This is a genomic window from Pectobacterium peruviense (assembly GCF_003312355.2).
In the GTDB taxonomy this organism is placed as follows: Bacteria; Pseudomonadota; Gammaproteobacteria; order Enterobacterales; family Enterobacteriaceae; genus Pectobacterium; species Pectobacterium peruviense.
In genome coordinates this window covers 4,411,884-4,431,636 of record NZ_CP161826.1, presented here as the reverse complement: position 1 = coordinate 4,431,636, position 19,753 = coordinate 4,411,884, and the positions used below count along the sequence as shown (strand labels likewise).

Sequence of the window (19,753 nt, the reverse complement as noted above, 5' to 3'; positions counted from 1 at the left end):
ATAGATTGTAATTGAAATACTTTCTACGCGAATAAAAAGTAAAAAGCCTCGTTTTGCAACGAGGCTTTCATATTTACCATACTACTGTTGGAAATAGATTAACGTTACAGCGCTGCGATGACCGCTTGCTGCTCCAGCAGTTTGGTTTTCGCTACGGCGTAGCCATCCATTTTCTCACGTTCTTTGGCAACGACCGCTTCCGGTGCTCGTGCCACAAAGCCTTCGTTGGACAGCTTGCTTGCGATGCGCTCAATCTCTGCTTCGAGTTTCGCCACTTCTTTCGCCAGACGATCCAGTTCTGCTGCTTTGTCGATCAGGCCTGCCATTGGGATCAACAGCTCGGCACCCTCGATGAGTTTAGTGACGGAAACCGGACCTTTGTCGCCCGCTGGCAGCAGCGTAATGCTTTCCAGACGCGCCAGCGTTTGAATAAAGCTAAGGTTTTCTTCCACACGACGCTGTGCTTCAGCGGTGGCATCGCGCAGTAAGACTTCCAGCGGTTTGCCCGGCGCGATGTTCATTTCTGCACGAATGTTACGTACGGCGATGATGGCCTGTTTGATCCACTCCAGATCGTTCAGTGCTAGCGTATCTTCCTGCGCGGCATCGAACTCAGGGAATGGCTGCAACATGATCGTGTCGTCGTTAATGCCTTTCAGCGCTTTAACGCGTAGCCAGATAGTTTCGGTAATGAACGGAATAATCGGGTGTGCCAGACGCAGCAACGCTTCCAGTACAGTCACCAGCGTGTGGCGTGTACCGCGCAGTTCCGCTTCCGAGCCACCGTTCATCACTGGCTTCGTCAACTCCAGATACCAGTCGCAGAACTGGTTCCAGGTGAATTCGTACAGGATGTTGGCGGCAATATCGAAGCGATAACCGTCCAGCGCATCGCGGTAGGCTTTCACCGTACGGTTGAATTCTGCCAGAATCCAGCGGTCAGCCAGCGACAGCACGAGCTCGCCACCGTTAAAACCGCAATCCTGCTCTTCGGTGTTCATCAGAACAAAACGGCTGGCGTTCCACAGTTTGTTACAGAAGTTGCGGTAACCTTCCAGACGCTTCATGTCCCAGTTGATGTCGCGGCCAGTGGAGGCCAGCGCCGCCAGCGTGAAGCGCAGGGCATCTGTACCGTGAGGTTCGATACCGTTCGGGAACTGCTTCTCGGTGCGCTTGCGGATTTTTTCTGCCAACTGCGGCTGCATCATGTTGCCGGTACGTTTCTCCAGCAATGCTTCCAACGAGATGCCGTCTACCATATCCAGCGGGTCGATCACGTTCCCTTTGGATTTGGACATCTTCTGGCCTTCCTCATCACGGATCAGGCCGGTCATGTAGACAGTATGGAATGGCACCTGCGATTTACCGTCTTCATCTTTGATGAAGTGCATGGTCAGCATGATCATGCGGGCAATCCAGAAGAAGATGATGTCGAAGCCGCTGACCATCACGCTGCTTGGATGGAAGGCTTTCAGGTCTGGCGTTTGCTCCGGCCAGCCCAGCGTAGAGAATGTCCACAGTCCGGATGAGAACCAGGTATCCAGTACGTCTTCGTCTTGGTTCAGAACGACATCGTCAGCGAGATTGTTTTCACTGCGAACTTCCGCTTCGGTACGGCCGACGTAGACGTTACCGTTAGCATCGTACCAGGCTGGGATGCGGTGACCCCACCACAGCTGACGGGAAATACACCAGTCCTGAATGTCACGCATCCAGCTGAAGTACATATTTTCGTACTGTTTTGGCACGAACTGGATGCGGCCATCTTCCACGGCTTCTACCGCAGGCTTAGCCAGCACGGCAGCACGCACGTACCACTGGTCGGTTAGCATCGGTTCAATGACGACGCCGCCACGGTCACCGTAAGGAACGGTCAGATCGTGCGCTTTGATCTCTTCCAGCAGGCCGAGCTCATCGAATGCGGCTACCAGCGCTTTACGCGCGGCAAAACGTTCTAAACCTTGGAAAGTCTCTGGAATGTCGCTGTTGTAAGCGGTGCTGGCTTCGCCATTGGTATCAAAAATTTCAGCGCTCTGGCGGATATCACCGTCGAACGTCAGGATGTTTACCATCGGCAACTGGTGGCGTTTACCGACTTCGTAGTCGTTGAAGTCGTGAGCTGGCGTGATCTTCACACAGCCGGTGCCTTTTTCCATGTCGGCATGTTCGTCGCCAACGATCGGGATACGACGGCCAATCAGCGGCAGGATCACGTCTTTTCCAATCAGATCTTTATATCGCGGATCTTCTGGGTTAACAGCGATACCGGTATCACCCAGCATGGTTTCCGGGCGAGTCGTGGCAACGACCAGATAGTCTTTCCCTTCGGCGGTTTTCACGCCATCGGCCAGCGGATAACGCAGGTGCCACATTGACCCTTTCACATCGCGATTTTCTACTTCCAGATCGGAAATCGCGGTGCGCAGTTTCGGATCCCAGTTCACCAGACGCTTGCCGCGGTAAATCAGGTCTTCTTTATACAGACGGACGAAAACTTCTTTCACCGCGTTGGACAAGCCTTCATCCATGGTGAAGCGCTCGCGTTCCCAGTCAACGGAGTTACCCAGACGGCGCATCTGATTGGTAATGTTGCCGCCGGATTCGCCTTTCCACTGCCAAATTTTGTCGATGAACGCATCGCGTCCGTAATCGTGGCGAGTTTTGCCTTCTTCTGCGGCGATCTTGCGCTCAACAACCATCTGTGTGGCGATACCAGCGTGGTCAGTACCTGCCTGCCACAGGGTGTTTTTTCCCTGCATACGCTGATAGCGGATCAACGTATCCATAATGGTTTGCTGGAAAGCATGACCCATATGCAAGCTGCCAGTGACGTTGGGCGGCGGGATCATAATGCTGAAGCTTTCTTTACTCGTGTCGCCGTGCGGCTTGAAGTAGCCTTGCTTTTCCCAGTGTTCGTAGAGCGGCTGCTCGATATCTTGCGGGTTATATTTCGTTTCCATTATGCTCAAAATTCAGTGAGTTGGCGGCGTAGCCGTGGTCAATCGGAAGCCGACGCTGCGATAGGTTTTATAACGGTCGCGCGCCAACTGTTTCAAGGAGTCTTCGTAAGGGACAAAGTCTATCACTTCATGGAAAGCGGTGGCAAAATCTGCGAACTGCGGCAATAGGCTGATCAACAGGTCGCGTGGCGCATTGCCACGTCGCTGTGGCCATGCCAGTTCGACGGGTGCGCCGTGACGCGGCCCTTCGCCTGCCAGATTATGCGGCACGAATGCGTTGGGGTCTCTTTGCCACAGCGCCTCGTCAAGCCTGATAGCCTGCTGCTCGTCTTCGCAAGCAATCAGCACGCGCTTTCCTGTTCGCCAACGTTCTGCCGCCAGATCGCATGCCAGTGCCTCATGGGCGCTGAGCTCACCGCTTTTGCTGTCGTGTTCGAGAAGATAGAACGTTGCGTTTTTCATTGTTTACACTATTGATAAGGGCCGGAAAGTCCGGCCCATAAGACAATTACTTTTTAAGAATAAGGCAATCGCTGGCGCTGGTCATCGTCGTTGACGCGAAAGCCTTATTCTACGTCGTTCTGTCCGGCGCGGTTAAGCAGGAACTGTGATAACAGTGCGACCGGACGGCCCGTTGCGCCTTTGGCTTTGCCGGAGCGCCAGGCGGTGCCAGCAATATCCAGGTGTGCCCAACTGTACTTGCGCGTAAAGCGCGACAGGAAGCAGCCAGCGGTAATTGCACCGCCTGGACGACCACCAATATTCGCCATATCGGCAAAATTGGACTCCAGCTGTTCCTGGAATTCGTCGGTCAGCGGCAGACGCCATGCGCGGTCGCCAGACTGCTCGGACGCGCTCAACAGCTCATGTGCCAGCGGATTGTGGTTCGCCATCAGCCCCGTGATGTGGTGCCCCAGTGCAATCACGCATGCGCCAGTCAGTGTCGCGACGTCAATGACTACGTCCGGCTCATAACGCTCAACGTAGGTCAGCGTATCACACAGGACCAAACGACCTTCCGCATCGGTGTTCAGCACTTCTACCGTTTGGCCGGACATTGTAGTCAGCACATCGCCAGGGCGGTACGCACGTCCGTCCACCATGTTTTCACAACCTGCCAGCACGCCGACGATATTCAACGGCAGCGCCAGTTCGGCCGCCATACGCATCACACCGTAGACCGTGGCCGCGCCGCACATGTCATATTTCATTTCGTCCATGCTGTCGGCAGGTTTGATGGAGATGCCGCCGGAATCGAACGTCAGCCCTTTCCCCACCAGTACAATCGGACGGGTTTCTGGGTTCGGATCGCCTTTATATTCGATCACGGACATCAGCGATTCATTCTGCGAGCCCTGACCTACTGCCAGATAGGCATTCATGCCCAGCTCTTTCATCTGCTGTTCGCCAATCACGCGTGTGATAATGTTCTGGCTGTAGGTGTCAGCCAGTTGACGCGCTTGAGACGCCAGATAAGCGGCATTGCAGATATTCGGCGGCATATTGCCGAGATCTTTTGCGGCTTTGATGCCAGCAGCAATCGCCAGACCATGCTGGATAGCACGTTCGCCGCTGGTCAGCTCACGGCGTGTCGGCACGTTGAAGACCATTTTGCGCAGTGGACGGCGCAGCTCGACCTTGTTGCTCTTCAGCTGATCGAAGGTATACAGCGTCTCTTTCGCGGTTTCGACGGCCTGACGCACTTTCCAGTACGTGTTACGACCTTTCACGTGCAGTTCAGTAAGGAAGCAGACTGCTTCCATCGAACCAGTTTCGTTCAGGGCGTTGATCGTTTTCTGAATCACCTGCTTGTACTGGCGTTCATCAAGCTCGCGCTCTTTACCGCAACCAATTAACAGAATGCGTTCGGAAAGAATGTTAGGTACATGGTGCAAGAGCAGTGATTGCCCCACCTTGCCCTCTAATTCACCACGGCGAAGCAACGCGCTGATGTAGCCGTCGCTGATTTTATCGAGTTGTTCGGCAATAGGGGACAGACGACGCGGTTCAAACACGCCGACGACAATGCAGGCACTGCGTTGTTTTTCCGGACTACCGCTTTTTACGCTGAACTCCATGTACTCTCCTGAATCTTAAAGACAAAGGCGGGGGCAACGGCTAGAATGTGACACTCCGTAATACTTTCCCGCCGTTGCGTTAACATAACCTGTGTTAATCTTAACGACGTAACGAGCCTGTTTTGGTGACTATAAGCAGGTTCTGATACAACAGTTCAAACGCAGTGTGTTGTAATACCGTTTTAGCTATGAGGGCTGCCAAAAATGAGTATAAATGGCGCGTTAGCGAAGAAACTATCGATTTTCCTGCAAAAAGACAAGTTTTCACAGGCGTAATTAAGCGTGATCATCATTCGATATCTGGTACGGGAAACCTTTAAGAGCCAACTGGCGATCCTTTTCATTCTGCTACTGATTTTCTTTTGCCAGAAATTAGTACGGATACTGGGCGCTGCTGTTGATGGTGAAATCCCGACAAATTTGGTTATCTCCCTGTTGGGATTGGGCGTGCCAGAGATGGTGCAGCTCATCCTGCCATTAAGTCTGTTTCTTGGCGTATTGATGACGTTTGGCCGCCTCTATGCGGAAAGCGAGATCACCGTCATGCACGCCTGTGGGCTGGGTAAACGTGTGTTGCTGAAAGCTGCGCTGATCTTGGCGATGTTCACTGCTGTCATTGCAACGGTTAACGTCATGTGGCTAAGCCCGTGGTCGTCAATGCATCAGGAAGAAGTGCTGGCGGAAGCCAAGGCGAACCCCAGTATGGCGGCTCTGGTAGAGGGGCAGTTTCAGTCTGCACAGGGCGGCAATGCGGTGCTGTTTGTCGGCAATGTCAAAGGATCGGAGTTTCAGCACGTCTTTCTGGCACAGCTACGCCCCAACGGTAACGCGCGGCCTTCTGTTGTCGTAGCCGATCGTGGTCATATCACCCAAAACGAAGACGGTGCGCAGGTCGTGACTTTGGACAACGGTTCGCGTTACGAAGGCACAGCGCTGCTGCGCGACTTCCGTATTACGGATTTCACTAACTATCAGGCCGTGATTGGTCACCAGACCGTGACGCTAAACAATAGTGATGTGCAGCAAATGGATATGGGTACTCTCTGGCATTCGGATGCGCACGATGCACGTGCTGAGTTCCATTGGCGGCTAACGCTGATTGTTTCAGTGCTGATTATGGCATTGATGGTAGTACCGCTAAGTGTGGTGAATCCACGTCAGGGCCGAGTGCTGAGCATGCTGCCTGCGATGCTGCTGTACCTGATTTTCTTCCTGCTGCAAAGCTCGCTGCGTTCTAACGCCAGCAAAGGCAAAATCGATCCGATGGTGTGGGTCTGGTTGACCAATCTGATGTACTTCGGTATCGCGGTCATGCTTAACCTATGGGATACCGTGCCGGTGCGCAAAATGCGCGCTCGCTTGAAGCCTGGTACTCTTAAAACACAAGGAGCGGCCTGATGTTTGGTGTATTAGACCGCTATATTGGTAAAACGATTTTCACCACCATCATGACGACGTTGTTCATGCTGGTGTCGCTCTCCGGCATCATCAAGTTTGTCGATCAACTACGTAAAGTCGGGCAGGGTGAGTATTCGGCGCTGGGCGCTGGACTGTACACGCTGCTCAGCGTACCCAAAGATATTGAGATTTTCTTTCCGATGGCGGCGCTGCTCGGTGCGTTACTCGGACTGGGTCAGCTTGCGACTCGCAGTGAACTGGTGGTGATGCAGGCTTCTGGCTTTACCCGCTTACAGATTGCGACTGCTGTGATGAAAACTGCGATCCCGCTGGTGCTGCTGACGATGGCGATTGGCGAGTGGGTCTCTCCGCAAGGGGAGCAGATGGCGCGTAACTATCGTTCTCAGATGATCTCCGGTGGGTCGATGATCTCTACGCAGGGCGGGCTGTGGGCAAAAGATGGCAATGACTTTATCTATATCGAGCGAGTGTCTGGCGATAACGAGCTGTCTGGCGTCAACATCTACCACTTCGACGATCAGAACAAGCTGCTATCCGTGCGCTATGCGGCCTCCGCCGAGTTTGAAGATGACCGAAACGTCTGGAAACTCTCGCAGGTTGATGAATCCGACTTGAGCGACGGTAAACAGATTGGCGGCAGCCAGACGCTCAGCGGCGAATGGAAAACCAATCTGACGCCGGACAAGCTAGGCGTGGTGGCGCTGGAACCCGATGCACTGTCAATCCGTGGGCTACATAATTACGCCAAGTATCTGAAACAAAGCGGACAGGAATCGAACCGCTACCAGCTCAACATGTGGAGCAAAATCTTTGCACCGGTTTCTGTGGCGGTGATGATGCTCATGGCTGTCTCCTTCATCTTCGGTCCGCTGCGCAGTGTGTCGGCGGGTTCACGCATCGTGATAGGGATCAGCTTCGGCTTCCTCTTCTACCTGCTGAATGAGATTTTCCGCCCGCTCAGCTTGGTTTACGGCATCCCACCTATCCTGGGTGCTATCTTGCCTAGTTCGGTATTTTTGTTCATCAGTGTGGCACTGCTGCTGAAACGCCGATAGAACTCAACGAGTCTGAAAAAGCGCCGGATGGATTAGTCCTCGGCGCTTTTTTATTGCTCGCGACAACGTTCACAGCACACAATATGGAAGTCAAAGTGACCATAACGCGTTGCTAAAGATGATTTTTTCAGCACTTAACCGAGCACTGAGTGGATTAACGTTGCGCGCGAGCCGTCAAACGGTATAATGCCCACGTTTTCCGCATACTACTCTCAGTGCCGAAGTGGCGAAATCGGTAGACGCAGTTGATTCAAAATCAACCATCGAAAGATGTGCCGGTTCGAGTCCGGCCTTCGGCACCATAGTATGAAAATCAAGTCACCTCAGGGTGGCTTTTTTTATGTCCAAAATCGTCCGGTAACGTCAATATCTATCTGTAAAATAACGATTTTAATTTTATTTCCCTCTCTGCGATTTTGTCTGTTTTATCCACAGTGCTCTTTCTTCGTCCATTGACATCCAGATGATTTGGGGTCAGATGAGGGTCAATTCATTTCGATTATGAGTTGACCCCCAAATTATGGCGCTGACCGACGTTGTTGCCCGTACCGTCAAGCCCCGCGTGAAAGCCTATAAACTCGCCATTCTTAGCTGTCTGTCGGATTTATTTCCCCCTTCTTATTTTGGAGATCGCTTCTCTTATATCTACTGTAAACATTGATGGTTATTAACTAATGATGAATTACAGGAAAGCATAGTCGCTTGTTTATAGCGCCATATCCTAATCATGTTATCTCCAGTAGGTTCGCCAGAAAACGGTTGTCAAAACTCCGTCTCAAAGCGATGGACATCAAAGCCGTGCGATGCTAACTGGCTTATGTATAATCACTTCTATTCGTTACACTCTTTGGTAATCCTCATGTCTAACACTAACTTTTCTCAAACGGCTGCCTTTATCTGGTCAGTTGCTGACCTGCTTCGTGGCGAATTTAAGCAATCTCAGTATGGGCGCGTGATTCTGCCTTTTACTCTGCTGCGTCGGCTTGAGTGCGTGTTAGCTGTGAGTAAAGAAGCGGTGGTAGCGGAGGCCGAAAAACTGAAGGCCAGCCCCTTGCCGGAAGAAGGGAGAGAGAAGTTTTTGCTACGCGCCACAAATGGCCTGTCGTTCTTCAATACCTCGCCGATGGATCTTGGCAAGATGGGGCAGAACGATATTAAGGCGAATCTGGAGAACTATGTTCAGTGTTTCTCGAAGGACGCGCGTGAAATCTTTGAGCACTTCAAATTTAGTGAGTTTGTTGGCCTGCTGGATGACGCCAATTTACTGTTCAAAATCGTTAAAAAGTTCGCCACTACGGACTTGAGCCCGAAGGCCATTTCCAACCATGACATGGGGCTGGTGTTTGAAGAGCTGATTCGTCGTTTTGCGGAAAGTTCGAATGAAACGGCAGGGGAGCACTTTACTCCACGCGATATCGTACGTTTAACGACCTCGCTGGTATTTATGGAAGATGATGCAGCGTTGTCTAAAGACGGCATCATTCGCACTATTTATGACCCCACTGCTGGCACGGGTGGCTTCCTCTCTTCGGGTATGGAATATGTGCATGAACTTAACCCGAATGCGGTGATGCGCGCGTTTGGTCAGGAACTGAACCCTGAGTCCTATGCCATCTGTAAAGCCGATATGCTGATTAAAGGGCAAGATGTTAGCCGTATCAAACTGGGTAACACTCTTTCCAACGATCAGTTACCGCAAGACCAGTTTGACTACATGCTGTCGAACCCGCCGTTTGGTGTGGACTGGAAAAAGATTGAAGGTGAAATTAACGACGAGCATCAGTTGAAAGGTTTTAACGGCCGTTTTGGTCCTGGCTTACCTCGCGTTTCTGATGGCTCTTTGTTGTTCCTTCTGCATCTGATCAGCAAAATGCGTGATACCCATAATCCAGATGGTTCAATCAATGGCGGTGGGCGTATCGGTATTATTCTTAACGGTTCTCCGCTGTTTACCGGCGGTGCGGGTAGCGGCGAGAGCGAAATCCGTCGCTATATTCTGGAAGCTGATTTGCTGGAAGGCATTGTCGCGCTGCCGACGGATATGTTCTACAACACCGGGATTGCGACCTATGTCTGGATTCTGTCGAATAAGAAAGCAGCGGAACGTAAAGGCAAGATCCAACTGATTGATGGCACCAACTTGTGCGGCAAGATGCGAAAATCGCTGGGTTCTAAGCGTAATTTGATGGGTGAAGAGGACATCAAACTTATCACTCGCACGTTTGGTGATTTTGAGGTGGTTGATGCGATTTCTCTTGAAGCATTAGGTCTGGAAAAAGCACCGGAGCAAAAATCTAACCGTGGTCGCCAGTCTGCAACGGCTAAAACGGAAGCGCCGAAAACCTTCGCCAGCAAAATCTTCAACAGTACCGATTTTGGCTACCGCCGCCTGACCATTGAGCGCCCGCTGCGTCTGTCTGCACAGGTTACCGATGAAGCCATTGCCAGCCTGCGCTTTGCGCCGAAGCCATTTAATGCGCCGATGGAGCGCCTGTTTGACGAATTTGCTTCGCAGTGGCAGGAATCTCACTACGGTGATTTTACAGAAATTGAAGCGGAAGCCCGCGCCATCATTAAAGCTGAATTTTCCGAGCTGAAAGAGAAGCAAATTAAAGACCTGCTGGACAGCAAACTGTGGCTGGCGCAGCGCGGGTTAATGGAAAAAGTGCGGCAGATTCAAGCGGCGTTAGGCACACAAGCCGGTGGGAAAATGCAGGCCAGTGACGATTTTAACCAGTTCCAACTTACCCTGAAAGGGGCGATCAAGATCGCAGGCGTTAAGCTCGATACCAAAGAGAACAAACAGTTTATCGACGCCATCACCACGAAAAACCCGGCCGCTGAGCCCGTCGTGAAGAAAGTGCTGAAAGAGGCTGCCCAGCCGCTGTACGGCGCGTTTGAGTACCAAGGGAAAGTGGTGGAATTCGAGCAGGATGGTGACCTGCGTGATAACGAGAATGCACCGTTAAACCCGAAGGTTGCTATTAGCACGCTGATTGAAGACTACTTCAAAGCCGAAGTACTGCCGCACGTTGCCGATGCCTGGATTAATGCCGATAAGCGTGATGCCAAAGATAGTGATATTGGGGTAGTTGGCTATGAGATTCCGTTTAACCGTCATTTCTACGTATATCAGCCCCCGCGCCCGTTGGAAGAAATTGATGCCGATCTGGATGCGGTCAGCGCCGAGATAATGAAGCTGTTGCAGGAGGTGCATTCCTGATGGCTAAGCATAAGGCATATCCTGAATATAAGGATTCTGGGGTTGAGTGGTTGGGGGAGATCCCAGAGAGTTGGTTATTAAAAAAAGTATCATGGCATTTTTCCGCAGAAAAAGGGAAAAAAGGTCAATTTTTAACAAAGGAGTATTGTGGAGCTAATCCTGGTATTTATCCTGTCTATAGTGGTCAAACTGAAAACGATGGCATTATGGGAACTATTGATAGCTATGAATTCAGTGCAGGGAAAGGTGGGGTTCTATTCTCTACAACTGTTGGAGCAAAGGCCATGAGCCTTAGTCACCTAAAAGGAAAATTTAGTCTTTCACAAAACTGTATGGTTATTTTATCTAGAAACCATAAAGTAAATATTCGTTTTTTTTTCTATTCTTTTCAACCATTGTTTTCATATGAAAGGGCACTCATACCTGAGCATATGCAGGCATCATTTAGGATGGAAGATTTATACCAATATCCTATAGCTATGCCATCAAAAAATGAGCAATTGAACATAGCATCCTTTCTCGATCATGAAACCGCAAAAATCGATAACCTGATCGAGAAACAACAACAATTGATTGAGCTGCTAAAAGAAAAGCGTCAGGCCGTGATTAGCCATGCCGTGACTAAAGGGTTAGATCCAAATGTGCCAATGAAGAACTCTGGTGTTGAATGGTTGGGGGAAGTGCCGGAACATTGGAAAATCATGAAGTTTAGTCATTGTGTAAATATTAGAAGTGGCCAAGTTGACCCTCGAAAATCTCCTTATGATAATTTTTGGTTAATAGCCCCTAATCATATTGCTAGTGGACAAGGCCGAATAATTAATTTAGAAACGGCGAAGGATCAGGGTGCAGATAGTGGTAAATATCTTTGCAAAAATGGTGAGGTTATCTATAGCAAAATTCGACCTGCCCTTGTAAAAGCATGTATATCACCAGCAGATAATGTCTTGTGCAGTGCTGATATGTACCCAATGTCCAGTAACAATGGACTTACGAATAATTTCCTACTGCTATATTTGCTCTCTAATGTTTTCACCAGATTTGCAGTAAATCAGGCAGATCGAGTTGCAATGCCTAAAATTAACAGAGAGTCTCTGGCAGATTGTAAAATACCCATTCCTCTCGAGAGTGAGCAAGACAAAATATACACGCACACAACAGTTACCTTAAATCAGCTTGATGTGATCATTCAAAAATCTGAATTTACAATTAAATTACTCCAAGAACGCCGCACTGCCCTAATCTCCGCTGCCGTCACTGGCAAAATCGACGTACGCGACTGGGTCGCGCCAGCGAACAGCGAAATGGCAAACATTGAGGAATCACCGGAGGTGAATGCATGAGCATGGACCCGACCAAAGAAGCCATCTTCCAAAGTGAGATGATTGCACAGATGGTTGAACATGGCTGGGTTGTCGGCAAAGGTGATGGCTACGATCGTGAACGTGCGCTGTATTCGAACGATGTGCTGACTTTCGTTAAAACAACTCAGTCGCAGGAATGGGAAAAGCTGGTTAAGGTTTTCCCTACCGATACAGAGCGCCATTTCCTTGATGCGCTAGAGGCTCAGCTTAAAAAAGCCGATATCAACGCCACCGATAAACTCTCACGCACCTACGGCACGCTGGGCGTATTACGCAATGCGCTGAAGATCCGCAATGCGCGTTTTACGCTATGCCAGTTTAAACCCGAACATAATTTAAACCCGGAAACGCTGGCGCGTTATCAGCAGAATATCTGCCGTATTGTGCCGGAACTGGTTTATAGCCCGTATGCGTCGAACGCTGTGTTTGAAGAAACCGGTTTAAAAGCGAAAAAGTGGCGTATCGATCTGGTGCTGTTTGTTAACGGCCTGCCGGTGGCGACGCTGGAATTGAAATCCGAGTTTAAGCAGGTGGTACAAAACGCGATTAAACAATATAAGAAAACGCGTTTGCCGAAAGACCCGGTAACCAATAAGCCTGAACCGCTGCTGACCTTCAAACGTGGCGCGTTGGTGCACTTTGCCGTCAGCCAATATGACGTGTTTATGGCCACGAAATTGGCTGGCGATGACACCTTCTTCCTGCCTTTTAATAAAGGCACGACAGACGGCGGAGCAGGTAACGATATTCCCGAAGATGCCAACGAGTACGCCACCAGCTACTTATGGAATGAAGTTCTGCTGCCGGACAATTTGCTGAGAATTCTCGCCAGTTTTGTGCATCTGCAAATTGAAGAGAAAGAAGACTGGAACGGATTAAAGGTTAAAAAAGAGAGTTTAATTTTCCCGCGTTATCACCAGTGGGACGTGGTGAATAAACTGATTCACGCAGCCACGAAAGAAGGTACCGGTAATAAATACCTTATTCAGCACAGCGCGGGTTCCGGTAAATCCAATTCTATTGCCTGGACGGCTCACCAGCTTTCCACGCTCTATGATGAGAAAGGCGAAAAACAGTTCCACTCGGTGATTGTTGTCACCGACCGAACGGTATTAGACGATCAGCTTCAGGATACGATTTACCAGTTTGAACATGCGGACGGTGTCGTCGGGCGCATTAATAATAAAGAAGGCGACGGCTCTAAATCAGAAAAACTCGCCAGTGCGCTGGAAAACTCCCAACCGATTATTATCGTTACCATCCAGACTTTCCCGTTTGTGCTTAAAGCTATCGAAAACAGCGTCAGCCTCAAGCAGCGCAAATATGCGGTGATTGCTGACGAAGCGCATTCTTCTCAAAGCGGTTCCACGGCGCGCCAGTTAAAAGAAGTGCTGATGACCGAAGAAGCGGATGATCATGTGGTGTTGTCGTCAGAAGATATTCTGGACGCGACAATCGCCTCGCGCAAAGGCAGCAGTAATCTTAACTTCTATGCGTTTACCGCCACGCCAAAAGCGAAAACGCTGGAACTGTTTGGCCGTCTGCCTAACCCTCTTGAACCGGCATCAAAGACCAATAAGCCTGAAGCGTTTCATGTTTACTCGATGCGTCAGGCCATTGAAGAGGGCTTTATTCTTGATGTACTGAAGAACTACACCAACTACAAAGTGGCGTATAAGCTGCTGCAAAAGTTGGATGATCCTGACCGGGAAGTGGACAGTAAAAAAGCTAAAATCAAACTGAACCAGTGGGTTACGTTGCACGAGCATAACGTCTCGCAAAAAGTAAAAGTGATTGTTGAACATTACCGCAAACATGTCATGCATTTACTTGGCGGGCAGGCGAAGGCGATGGTCGTGACCAATTCGCGTAAAGCGGCGGTGCGCTACAAGTTGGCGTTTGATCAGTACATTACTGAGAATCACTACCTGAAAATTAATACCATGGTGGCGTTTTCAGGCGAAGTGGAATTTGTTGAAAGCGATCAAAATAGTCTCGCGCTGTTAAATAAGAAATTCACTGAAACCAATATGAATTCCGGTCTTAAAGGACGGGATATGCGCAACGCTTTTGATAGCGATGATTATCAGGTGATGCTGGTCGCAAATAAATTTCAGACGGGTTTTGACCAGCCCAAGCTGTGCGCGATGTATGTGGATAAACCCCTTGGCGGTGTGGAGTGCGTACAAACACTCTCGCGTCTGAACCGTATTTATCCGAGCAAAGCGCAGTCTGGCACCTTCGTGCTCGATTTCTACAATGAGCCTGATGATATTCTGGGGGCTTTTAAGCCTTATTATCAGACCGCCGAGCTGACAGATGTCAGCGACCCGCAATTAGTCTTCGAACTATTCGAAAAGCTCCGCTCTAGCGGTATTTTCTTATGGAATGAAGTTGAGCAATTCTGCGACGCATTCTTTACCAAAAACAAATCCAACGCGGCAATTAGCAATATTTGTAAACCCGCCGTTGAGCGCTGGAAAAAGCGATATACCTCGGCCATTGATGCCTATGTGTTGGCAAAAGAAATCTTTGAGCGCACGAAGAAAACCAACGATGTGGTGCTGATTACTAATGCTGAAAACAGTTTTAAAGACTGTAAGTTAGAAAAGGACAAGTTGGACATCTTCAAGAAAGACCTCGGGAGTTTTGTCCGTTTCTACGAGTTTATGTCACAAATCGTTGAGTTCGATGACAAGGAACTGGAGAAGCTCAGTCTGTTTTCCCGTCATCTACGGCCATTGCTGCATGAACAGAATGTTGAAGAAGATGAAGTTGATTTAAGCAATGTGGAGATGAGCCATTATCGCTTGTCGAAAATCCACGAGCAGCATCTGAAACTTCAGGAAGACGCCGAAGAATACGGCATAAAGCCAGGCAATGACATTGGTACAGCCAAACCGAAGGATAAGAAAGAAGAGTTTCTGTCGCATATTCTGGCACGTCTTAACGAGCTGTTTATTACTGATAATCTTACCGATAAAGACATGATTAATTATGCTTTTAGCGTGCGCGACAAGTTATCAGAAAATCAGGCGGTGATGACGCAGATCGCGAACAACACACGTGAACAGGCCATGCTGGGCGATTTCCCTAAAGCCATTGATGACGCGGTGCTGGATAGCAATGACGCCCAACAGGCCATGATGATGCAATATCTGTCTAACCCTGAACTGGCAAAAGGATTTGCGCGAGTGGTGTTTGATATGTTGAAAGGAGCATAACGCCATTTAGCCATCACGTCAGTTTGCTGACGCGGTGGCACCTTTAGGTTCCCGTGTTGCGGAGAGCTGGTTTATGCTGAAGCCTGATTTTTTCATTACAGATAGTCGGCACCAGTTGGTTCTCGATGCGAAATGGAAACTGTTAGATACAAGACATAGTGACCGCAAACGAAAATATGAAATTAATCAGGCAGATTTTTATCAAATGTTTGCTTACGGACAAAAATATCTGCATGGGCAAGGTGATATGATGTTGATCTATCCTCGTCGTCAATTTTTCAATATGCCATTGCCTGTGTTTCGGTTCGATAAGCATCTGGCCCTGTGGTGTGTTCCGTTTGATTTCGAACGGGGGCTATTGATCGGTGGAGAATGGCAGTCATATTTTAATTGTTTTAATGCGTTAGAAAAAAACGCATCCAATGCTGAAAATGTTAGCCGTTTCTTTCAGTATGGTGGTATGAATTGATTATCAGAAGATCTGAGGCATACTACTCTTCTGATACTAGAATTATTTAGGATATATCACCAATATGAAATTACGCCGACTTTTTTACCCACTACATTTTCATTGTTTAGACCTTCTATGAACGTGAGGCTGTAATGTATTAATTATAACTATGGCCTTTATCATTTTTTAGATTGGGTTAGATTGAAAAATATTCATCCAGAGTCATTTTTTAAATTCTGACTTTCTCTGGTTTTCTTTTTTAAATAATAAATGTGTAAATCAAAAAATAAGTGCAGGTTTAACAATGGATGGTGATTATTTAGCTTTTTCTCGCTACTTGCGCAATTCACTGGCTGATGCTGAGTTTGGTCGGGGGACCTTCAAAAAAGGTGAAGCTAGCTCATTTACGTTGTGGTCATGTGATGAGATGAAATGTGGCCGCGTGAGTGCTCCCACGCTGGATGCGCTATTTTCTAGCGAGCCTCCAGAAACAGCGTGTATTGAAATTGTGTTGCGCCCTTATGTTTATCAACTGCTGGTGCAGCATGGTAAAGAGCGTTTCGCGGGATTACCCGGAACGATTACCCCTATCGTTACCTCTGCAATATTGTCACGCGATGGTTATATATATCCGGGAACGATAACCACGATCCCCAGAGATCTCTTGGAACCATTGCCACTGGGAACATTTTCCATTGGCACTGTCACTGATTACGATCGCTATAAAACGTTGAACGGTACAACCAGTATTGATTATCCACAGACGAATTTTACTGATGAGTCCGACGAACAGCGTGAAAAGAGAGCGGCCCAGTATCTTAAAGACTGGGCGAAATATCTAAGCGATTGTGATGCGCTTTTAAACAATGTGGCAGGAGACTGGCTTGGATCTCCTGATGAATATCTTAAAGCAGAAAGTGGATTTATTCAGAAAAAAGCCAAATCAGATGGCGCGGGGCAACACATTCTCCCGCTGTACGATCATTTTATAAATAGTCAGATCTCGTCACCCTTATTTTCCCGTTTTTCCAGCCTGCAAAGCCCATCTCTGAAGCCACTGCTTCCCCCGTCTTCGGGATTTGCTAAACGACTGGCCCATTCTGGCGATAAATTTCCATTGGCAGATGCGCAACGAGATGCCTTGAGTCATTTCTTAGCAACGGAAGAAGGTGATATTCTCGCCGTCAATGGTCCCCCGGGAACGGGTAAAACAACATTACTGTTGTCCATTATTGCGACACTGTGGAGTCGAGCCGCACTGGAAAAATCAGAGCCTCCGATTGTGATTGCGACATCGACTAATAACCAGGCTGTGACAAATATTATTGAAGCATTTGGAAAAGATTTTTCAATCGGCAGTGGTGTAATGGCAGGGCGCTGGTTGCCTGAAATTCAGAGCTTTGGTTGCTATTTCCCTTCATCAACAAGAGAAGAAGAGGCGAGTAAGCGAGGGTTTCAAACTGAGTCTTTTTTTGATGCAAAGGAAAGTCTCGATTATGTTGAAAAAGCGGAGCGAGAGTTTTTAAAAAACGCTCAGGCTGCTTTTCCGACAGAGGGACAACATACGGTTAAAGAGGTTGTGGAGTTGCTTCATCAGGAATTGCTCCAGAATTCCAATGAGCTCTCAAATATTGAGTCTGCATGGCAGCAACTCTGTCTGGCTAAAGACGTGTGTCGGAAAACGGCCATAGATATCGATGCGCATTTGCAAGAATTGGTCACCGTTTATGCTGGTGAAGAAGGTATATGCCATAAACTTGTTGAGATGCAAAAAGATTGGGATGACTTTGTTGCCAGAGAATCGCTGATATATTCCCTTTTTTATTGGCTGCCACCAATAAAAGCTAAAAGACTCTCTTTTATTCGGGCATTTTTCCGTCATTATGCAGAAAATATTTCATCGTTGATTACTTGGTCAGAACCTTCAGATATTGCGCAGCATATAGGAACAGTAATAGCAGATACGCAAAAACGTGTTCGAGAATGCGTCGCTACGCTCAATGAAGTTCGTCCCCTGATTGAACGTAGAACTGCTGCGCAAGATAAGTGGGCAGAAGCATTGCTATCTATTGGGTACTCAGGACAGCAAGAATTAACGTTGTCAGAAGTTGATGCGCTGGCTGATAAAACACTACGTTTCTCCTCGTTTCAGCTTGCAACCCATTACTGGGAAGGGCGCTGGTTAATGGACATGCATCAGCTTAGTGAAATCGATAGAAAAAAATGCCAGAGTGGAAAAGATATAGGAAAAAAACCGTCGTTGTCGCGCTGGTATCGGAGAATGAAACTAACGCCCTGTGTGGTGATGACAAACTATATGTTGCCGAAAAAAATGAAGATTAAGCAATTTGTCAGCCAAAATAACTATCATGATGATTATCTCTACAATATTGCTGATTTATTAATTGTGGATGAAGCTGGGCAGGTATTACCCGAAGTTGCAGGTGCATCGTTCTCATTAGCTAAAAAAGCATTGGTTATCGGTGATACAAAACAGATTGCGCCTATTTGGAATGTTGCACCCGCTATCGATATAGGCAATATCGTGGCGCAGAAGATTTTGTCTGAGCATTCTAAAGATCAGCTTCAGGAAGATTACGAGCTCTTCTCTCAATCGGGTAGAAGTGCAGCCTCAGGCAGCGTCATGGCCATCGCACAGAATGTATCCCGCTATCACTATGATCAAAACATGCCCCGTGGGATGTATCTCTATGAGCACCGGCGCTGCTTAAATAATATTATCGGTTACTGCAATGAGTTATGTTATGACGGAAAACTTATTCCAAAGCGTGGACATGAGGTCGATAATTTATATCCTCCGATGGGCTACCTTCACGTAGATGGAAAAGGTGTTAAAGCCAACAGTGGGAGTCGATATAACTTACTTGAAGCCGAGACTATAGCCGAATGGATTGTTGATCAGCGACAAAAAATTGAAGATAAGTATAAAAAGCCAATTTATGATGTTATTGCTGTGGTAACCCCTTTCGGTGAGCAGGCCAAAATTTTACGTAAAGAGATGTCTCAACGGGGAATTTATTCTTTCGATGATGGGGACAGTAAAAATGTCCTCACTGTTGGAACGGTACATTCCCTACAGGGAGCTGAAAGGCCTATTGTTATTTTTTCTCCCGTCTATTCAAAACATGAAGACGGTTCTTTTATAGATGACGACTCAAGCAAATTAAATGTTGCCGTTTCCCGTGCAAAAGATAGCTTTTTAGTCTTTGGTGATATGGATCTTTTCGAGATACAACCTCGCGCTACACCACGTGGTTTACTCGCGCATTATTTGTTTAACAGTGCCCAGAATGCCCTTTCATTCGTTTATAAAAAGCGTCCAGATCTCGCATCATCGGTGGCAGAGGTAAAATCATTACATGGGTCAGAAGAGCATGATGAGTTTCTCTTAAGAACATTTGAGCAAGTCGATAAAAAAGTCATGGTTGTTTCCCCCTGGATATCACTGAAACGGATGGAGCAGACCGGTTTTCTGAGTTCAATGGCTGAGGCTCGTCAGCGCGGTGTTGATATTCTTGTCGTGACCGATCGGGACTTTAATACTGAACATCATGATTGTGATGTTGAGAATGAAAAGAAAATCAAATTGTCTAAAACGCTTGCGCATCTTCAATCAAGCGGTATTAAAACCAGATTGGTGAATCGCGTGCACAGCAAAATTGTTATTGGCGATGATAATTTGTTGTGTGTAGGTTCTTTTAACTGGTTTAGTGCATCTCGGGATAATTGGAATGTTCGCTATGATACATCTCTGGTTTATCGGGGAAAGAATCTTACGCCGGAAATAGAGACTATTAAGAGCTGCTTACAGCAACGTTTGATTCAGTCTTAACGCTTGCCCTCAGGGTGTCTAAGCCGAAAAATACGGTTTAGACACCTTATTTTAGCCTGCTTTTTGTGGTTAATTAAAAACTAATATCACTTATATTCATGTGGTCAAATTTTATAATTTCTATTT

The 19,753-nt window shown here is 48.0% G+C and carries 10 protein-coding genes and 1 tRNA gene; 8 read left to right on the top strand and 3 right to left on the bottom strand.

Going from position 1 to position 19,753, the window contains the following annotated elements; all coding sequences use genetic code 11:
* Nucleotides 1-104: 104 nt before the first annotated feature.
* The 3 genes from DUT67_RS19910 to pepA all read right to left on the bottom strand — a co-directional run bounded on the left by DUT67_RS19910 (nt 105) and on the right by pepA (nt 5,038).
* Nucleotides 105-2,960, bottom strand: coding sequence for a valine--tRNA ligase (locus DUT67_RS19910; protein ID WP_048258453.1), 2,856 nt, complete (start codon nt 2,958-2,960; stop codon nt 105-107).
* A gap of 12 nt (nt 2,961-2,972) precedes the next feature.
* On the bottom strand, nt 2,973-3,422 hold the full coding sequence (locus DUT67_RS19905) for a DNA polymerase III subunit chi (RefSeq protein ID WP_113632146.1): 450 nt from the start codon (nt 3,420-3,422) through the stop codon (nt 2,973-2,975).
* Nucleotides 3,423-3,526: 104 nt separating this feature from the next.
* A complete protein-coding gene (gene pepA / locus DUT67_RS19900; protein WP_005973662.1) occupies nt 3,527-5,038 on the bottom strand; it encodes a leucyl aminopeptidase in 1,512 nt (503 codons plus the stop codon).
* Nucleotides 5,039-5,320: 282 nt separating this feature from the next.
* Between pepA and lptF the strand changes: the two genes are divergently transcribed.
* The 8 genes from lptF to DUT67_RS19860 all read left to right on the top strand — a co-directional run bounded on the left by lptF (nt 5,321) and on the right by DUT67_RS19860 (nt 19,627).
* Nucleotides 5,321-6,436, top strand: a complete 1,116-nt coding sequence (lptF, locus tag DUT67_RS19895; RefSeq protein ID WP_113632145.1) for an LPS export ABC transporter permease LptF — start codon at nt 5,321-5,323, stop codon at nt 6,434-6,436.
* A complete protein-coding gene (gene lptG, locus DUT67_RS19890) occupies nt 6,436-7,512 on the top strand; it encodes an LPS export ABC transporter permease LptG (protein WP_113626423.1) in 1,077 nt (358 codons plus the stop codon). Before lptF ends, lptG begins: the two co-directional genes overlap by 1 nt.
* 217 nt (nt 7,513-7,729) lie before the next feature.
* Nucleotides 7,730-7,814: transfer RNA gene (locus tag DUT67_RS19885), tRNA-Leu, on the top strand.
* 557 nt (nt 7,815-8,371) lie between these two features.
* Complete coding sequence (locus DUT67_RS19880; protein WP_113632143.1) at nt 8,372-10,735, top strand: class I SAM-dependent DNA methyltransferase; 2,364 nt, start codon at nt 8,372-8,374, stop codon at nt 10,733-10,735.
* Entirely contained in the window at nt 10,735-12,078 is a 1,344-nt protein-coding gene (locus tag DUT67_RS19875) for a restriction endonuclease subunit S (protein WP_113632142.1), read from the top strand. Before DUT67_RS19880 ends, DUT67_RS19875 begins: the two co-directional genes overlap by 1 nt.
* A complete protein-coding gene (locus DUT67_RS19870) occupies nt 12,075-15,323 on the top strand; it encodes a type I restriction endonuclease subunit R (protein ID WP_113632141.1) in 3,249 nt (1,082 codons plus the stop codon). Before DUT67_RS19875 ends, DUT67_RS19870 begins: the two co-directional genes overlap by 4 nt.
* Before the next feature lie 73 nt (nt 15,324-15,396).
* Nucleotides 15,397-15,792, top strand: coding sequence for a hypothetical protein (locus tag DUT67_RS19865; protein ID WP_113632140.1), 396 nt, complete (start codon nt 15,397-15,399; stop codon nt 15,790-15,792).
* Between the two features lie 286 nt (nt 15,793-16,078).
* Complete coding sequence (locus tag DUT67_RS19860; RefSeq protein WP_113632139.1) at nt 16,079-19,627, top strand: AAA domain-containing protein; 3,549 nt, start codon at nt 16,079-16,081, stop codon at nt 19,625-19,627.
* Nucleotides 19,628-19,753: the final 126 nt, after the last annotated feature.